Origin of the sequence: Roseburia inulinivorans DSM 16841 (assembly GCF_000174195.1) — a bacterium.
GTDB classification, from domain to species: domain Bacteria; phylum Bacillota; class Clostridia; order Lachnospirales; family Lachnospiraceae; genus Roseburia; species Roseburia inulinivorans.
This window is the reverse complement of the sequence record NZ_ACFY01000056.1, coordinates 1-3831: the sequence shown is the minus strand read 5'-3', so window position 1 is coordinate 3831 and position 3831 is coordinate 1. Positions and strand designations below refer to the sequence as shown.

Here is a 3831-nt window from a genome sequence, read left to right as displayed (position 1 = left end):
AAAAATCTTCCCGCTTGCAGTTTACCGACGAGGAACGGGCAACGCCGGAGCTTGAAAGGTATATCCGAAAATCGGACAAAGCAGCCGACCGTCTGGACGCGGCAAAGGCGGCTATCCCCAAAGAAAAGAAACTTGTACGGGAGCGCACCTTTGATGAAGCCACCGGGAAAGGCAAGACCCGCCTACATTTTGAGGAACAGGAAAAGCCCATAGGAAGGAATAAGCCCCACAATAACCCGCTATCCCGCCCCGCACAGGAAGCGGGTATTTTCGTCCACAACAAGATACATTCCGTTGAAAAGGACAATTCCGGCGTTGAGGGGGCGCACAAATCCGAAGAACTGGCAGAGCGCGGCGCAAAGTACGGGACGCGGAAAGTCAAGGAGGGCTACCGCAGCCACAAGCTCAAACCCTACCGGGCGGCGGCAAAGGCAGAGAAAGCGGCGTTCAAGGCGAATGTGGATTTCCAGTACCATAAATCCCTACATGACAATCCGCAGATTGCGGGCAATCCCCTTTCCCGCTTCATGCAGAAGCAGCAAATCAAGCGGCAGTATGCAAAGTCGGCAAGGAAAGGCGGCGCAAAAACGGCGCAGAAAGCCGCAGAGAACACCCGCAAGGCGGCAAAAAAGACCGCCGAGGAAACAAAAAAGGCAATCGCTTTTGTAGGGCGGCACCCGGCGGGCGTATGTATCGCCGTTGCCGCGCTGCTCTTATTCATCATGGTATCGGCGGGGCTTTCCTCTTGCGGCTCCATGTTCTCCGGCTTGATGAACGGCATACTTGGGACTTCCTACACGTCGGAGGACAGCGACCTTGTGGCGACGGAAAATAATTACGCCGCAAAGGAAAACGAGCTTCAGCAGCAGATTGACAATATCGAAAGCACCCACCCCGGCTATGACGAATACCGCTATGACCTTGACAGTATCGGGCATAACCCCCATGAGTTAGCGTCCTACCTCACCGCCCTTTTACAGACCTACACCCCGCAGAGCGCACAGGCAGAACTAAACCGCGTCTTTGCCATGCAGTACACTTTGACGCTGACGGAAGAAACGGAAATCCGCTACCGCACAGAAACAAGCACAGACCCGGAAACAGGGGGAACGACCAGCGAGGAAGTACCCTACGAGTACCATATCCTCAACGTGAAGCTGACGAACAAGCCCATTTCCGAGATTGCGGAGGAACTTCTAACGCCACAGCAGCTTGAAATGTACCGCGTCTATCTGGAAACAAGCGGAAACAAGCCGCTGATTTTCGGCGGCGGCTCCCCCGATATGGGCGCGTCCGAGGATTTAAGCGGCGTACAGCTTGTAAACGGCACACGCCCCGGCAACACCGCCGTTGTAGACCTTGCGAAGCGGCAAGTCGGCAACGTAGGCGGGCGACCCTTTTGGAGCTGGTACGGATTTAACAGCCGCGTGGAATGGTGCGCCTGTTTTGTTTCATGGTGCTACAATCAAGCCGGGAAAAGCGAGCCGCGCTTTGCCGGGTGCCAGTCACAGGGCGTACCCTGGTTCCAGTCACGCGGGCAATGGGGCGCGAGGGGCTATGAGAATATCGCCCCCGGCGACGCTATCTTTTTCGACTGGGACGGGGACGGGAGCGCAGACCATGTAGGGCTTGTTATCGGGACGGACGGGGAGCGCGTCTATACCGTCGAGGGCAATTCCGGCGACGCCTGCAAGATAAAGAGCTACCCCGTCAATTACTCCTGTATCAAGGGCTACGGCTTAATGAATTGGAACTGACAACAAAAAAATGAAAATCTGAAAGGAGAAATTTATTGATGGCTATGAACAAAATTGAACGTATCGACAAGGAGATTGCAAAGACCCGCGAGAAAATCACCGAGTACCAGAATAAATTAAGGGGGCTTGAAGCGCAGAAAACCGAAGCGGAAAACCTGCAAATCGTACAGCTTGTGCGCTCCATGCGCCTTTCCCCGCATGAGCTTTCCGCTATGCTTTCCGGGGGCGGTATTCCGGGCATGGAAGCCGCGCCGGGCTACCCCGCAGAACCCGCAGACCACGACACCGAAGAAATGGAGGACACCGAGAATGAATAAGAAAATCCTTAGAACACTGACCGCACTTTGCGCCGCCCTTATGCTTTCGGGCGGCTTTTCCGTCACCGCTTTTGCACAGACCCCGGAGGGAGAGGACGACACCAACGACAGCGGCGTTGTCTACGAGGAACCCCAAAAGGAAGAACCCCTTACCCCGGACGGGAACGCGACCCTTGTAGACGATTTCGGCGGCAACAAGCAGCTTATCACCGTAACGACCAAAAACGGCAATTACTTTTATATCCTCATTGACCGGGACGACGAGGGCGAGAACACCGTACATTTCCTTAATCAAGTGGACGAAGCCGACCTCTTAGCACTTATGGAGGACGGAAGCACCGAAGCAGCCCCGCCCGCCGTTTGCAGTTGCACCGAAAAATGCGAAGCCGGAAAGGTAAATGTGAGCTGCCCCGTCTGCAAGGACAACACGACCGCTTGCAGCGGCAAGGAAGCAGAGCCGGAAACCGAGGAACCGCCGGAGCTGCCCAAAGAGAAAGGCAATGCGGGCGGGCTTGTGCTTTTCCTTGTCGTGGCACTTCTTGGCGGCGGGGGCGCGTTCTATTATTTTAAGTTTATGAAGCCGAAGCAAAACGTCAAGGGCGGCACCGACCTTGAAGATTTCGATTTTGACGACTACGACGAGGACGAGCCGGACGAGGGGGACGGGCTTTCTGATGAAGAACAGGAGGACGAGGAAGCATGACCCTGTTTACCGACAATCCCTTTGAAAAGATGATGATACAAAGACCGGGCGGGCGGCGTGACAATGCGCCGCCCGTTCCCCATTCCCCGGCTTGCGCTTCCTGTCCGTACAAAGGGCAGCTCCCTTGTGTGGGCTACTGTCTGAAACAGGTACAGGAGAAAAAGGCAAGTGAGCCGGAACGCTGAAAATGGACTTTTAATTTTCGTTTGCAACATCTATGAGATTTTCGTAATGCAAAAGTGTTATGTTATTTTCATTTTGCAGTTGGAGCTTTCTATCACGAATATTCTCAAAATCTTTACGGAGTCCGGCTATCACAGCATAGTAGATTTGATAAGGGCAATATTTGTATAATTGTCTGGGTAACTTTGTATTGGAGAATGAGTGCTTTTCCAATTCTGCTACAATTACATTCCAATTTGCAGCAATATACATTTGCCAATCCCTAACCTGTTCAATCCCTTTATTGATTACTTCCCCGAAACGAGTACCTTTTTCTTTTGTTATCCGCCCGTTGGGAGCTTCTAATTCCACAAAGACAAATTGATAACCGTCTGAACTATTACCTATGAGCAGATAATCAGCCACATAAGCCGACCCGATTTTGAACTCTGGAAAGATATAATTATCGTCATGGTGTCCTGTTCTGTAATAATGCCGTAATAAGCCAAACAAATAATTCCATGCACGATTAGAAGCTATCCAATTTAGTATAGCTCTTTCTGTTGTATCGGAAGAAGTAATCAGTTGATAAAACTCTTTTGTCGTATCATATATAGGTGTGAACCTTGAATAATGGTTGTTGGGAAATAGCGAAGTAGCACACTCAATAAAGTAATCCATTTCTTTGTTTTTACCGCGCCTGTAATGCCCGCCACGTTTTTTATTCATTGCTTCTTCCTGTTCATCAGTAGGAGCAAAAACATCGAAAGTATGTATTGATTTCATATTGTCACCTGTTTCTTATAGTAATGCTTAAAGTATAAACCAATTTCAAACCTAAAACAACCGAAAGGAGAACAGAAAATGAAATTAGTTTATGTGTAGCTCAACA

The 3831-nt window shown here is 50.8% G+C and carries 5 protein-coding genes; 4 read left to right on the top strand and 1 reads right to left on the bottom strand.

All coding sequences use genetic code 11. The features are described 5' to 3' along the window. From ROSEINA2194_RS06050 to ROSEINA2194_RS06035, 4 genes are all read left to right on the top strand, one after another. A partial coding sequence (locus tag ROSEINA2194_RS06050; protein WP_007884524.1) for a C40 family peptidase occupies positions 1-1757 on the top strand: 1757 nt, incomplete at its 5' end. A 38-nt stretch (positions 1758-1795) separates the two neighbouring features. Further along, the gene (locus tag ROSEINA2194_RS06045; protein WP_004607957.1) at positions 1796-2074 is read left to right on the top strand and encodes a DUF4315 family protein; all 279 of its coding nucleotides are present in this window, start codon (positions 1796-1798) and stop codon (positions 2072-2074) included. Beyond that, the gene (locus tag ROSEINA2194_RS06040) at positions 2067-2777 is read left to right on the top strand and encodes a DUF4366 domain-containing protein (protein WP_007884522.1); all 711 of its coding nucleotides are present in this window, start codon (positions 2067-2069) and stop codon (positions 2775-2777) included. The genes ROSEINA2194_RS06045 and ROSEINA2194_RS06040 overlap by 8 nt, the downstream gene beginning before the upstream one ends. Continuing rightward, positions 2774-2962, top strand: a complete 189-nt coding sequence (locus ROSEINA2194_RS06035; RefSeq protein ID WP_004607959.1) for a hypothetical protein — start codon at positions 2774-2776, stop codon at positions 2960-2962. The genes ROSEINA2194_RS06040 and ROSEINA2194_RS06035 overlap by 4 nt, the downstream gene beginning before the upstream one ends. Before the next feature lie 10 nt (positions 2963-2972). On the opposite strand, the gene ROSEINA2194_RS06030 is transcribed toward ROSEINA2194_RS06035, so the two are convergent. Further along, positions 2973-3725, bottom strand: a complete 753-nt coding sequence (locus ROSEINA2194_RS06030; protein ID WP_004607960.1) for a Shedu anti-phage system protein SduA domain-containing protein — start codon at positions 3723-3725, stop codon at positions 2973-2975. Between the last annotated feature and the right edge of the window lie 106 nt (positions 3726-3831).

Excerpts from the sequence above, each read along its gene's own strand:
- ROSEINA2194_RS06045 (WP_004607957.1), top strand. The coding sequence starts at position 1,796 with ATGGCTATGAACAAAATTGAACGTATCGACAAGGAGATTGCAAAGACC.
- ROSEINA2194_RS06040 (WP_007884522.1), top strand. The coding sequence starts at position 2,067 with ATGAATAAGAAAATCCTTAGAACACTGACCGCACTTTGCGCCGCCCTT.
- ROSEINA2194_RS06035 (WP_004607959.1), top strand. The coding sequence starts at position 2,774 with ATGACCCTGTTTACCGACAATCCCTTTGAAAAGATGATGATACAAAGA.
- ROSEINA2194_RS06030 (WP_004607960.1), bottom strand. The coding sequence starts at position 3,725 with ATGAAATCAATACATACTTTCGATGTTTTTGCTCCTACTGATGAACAG.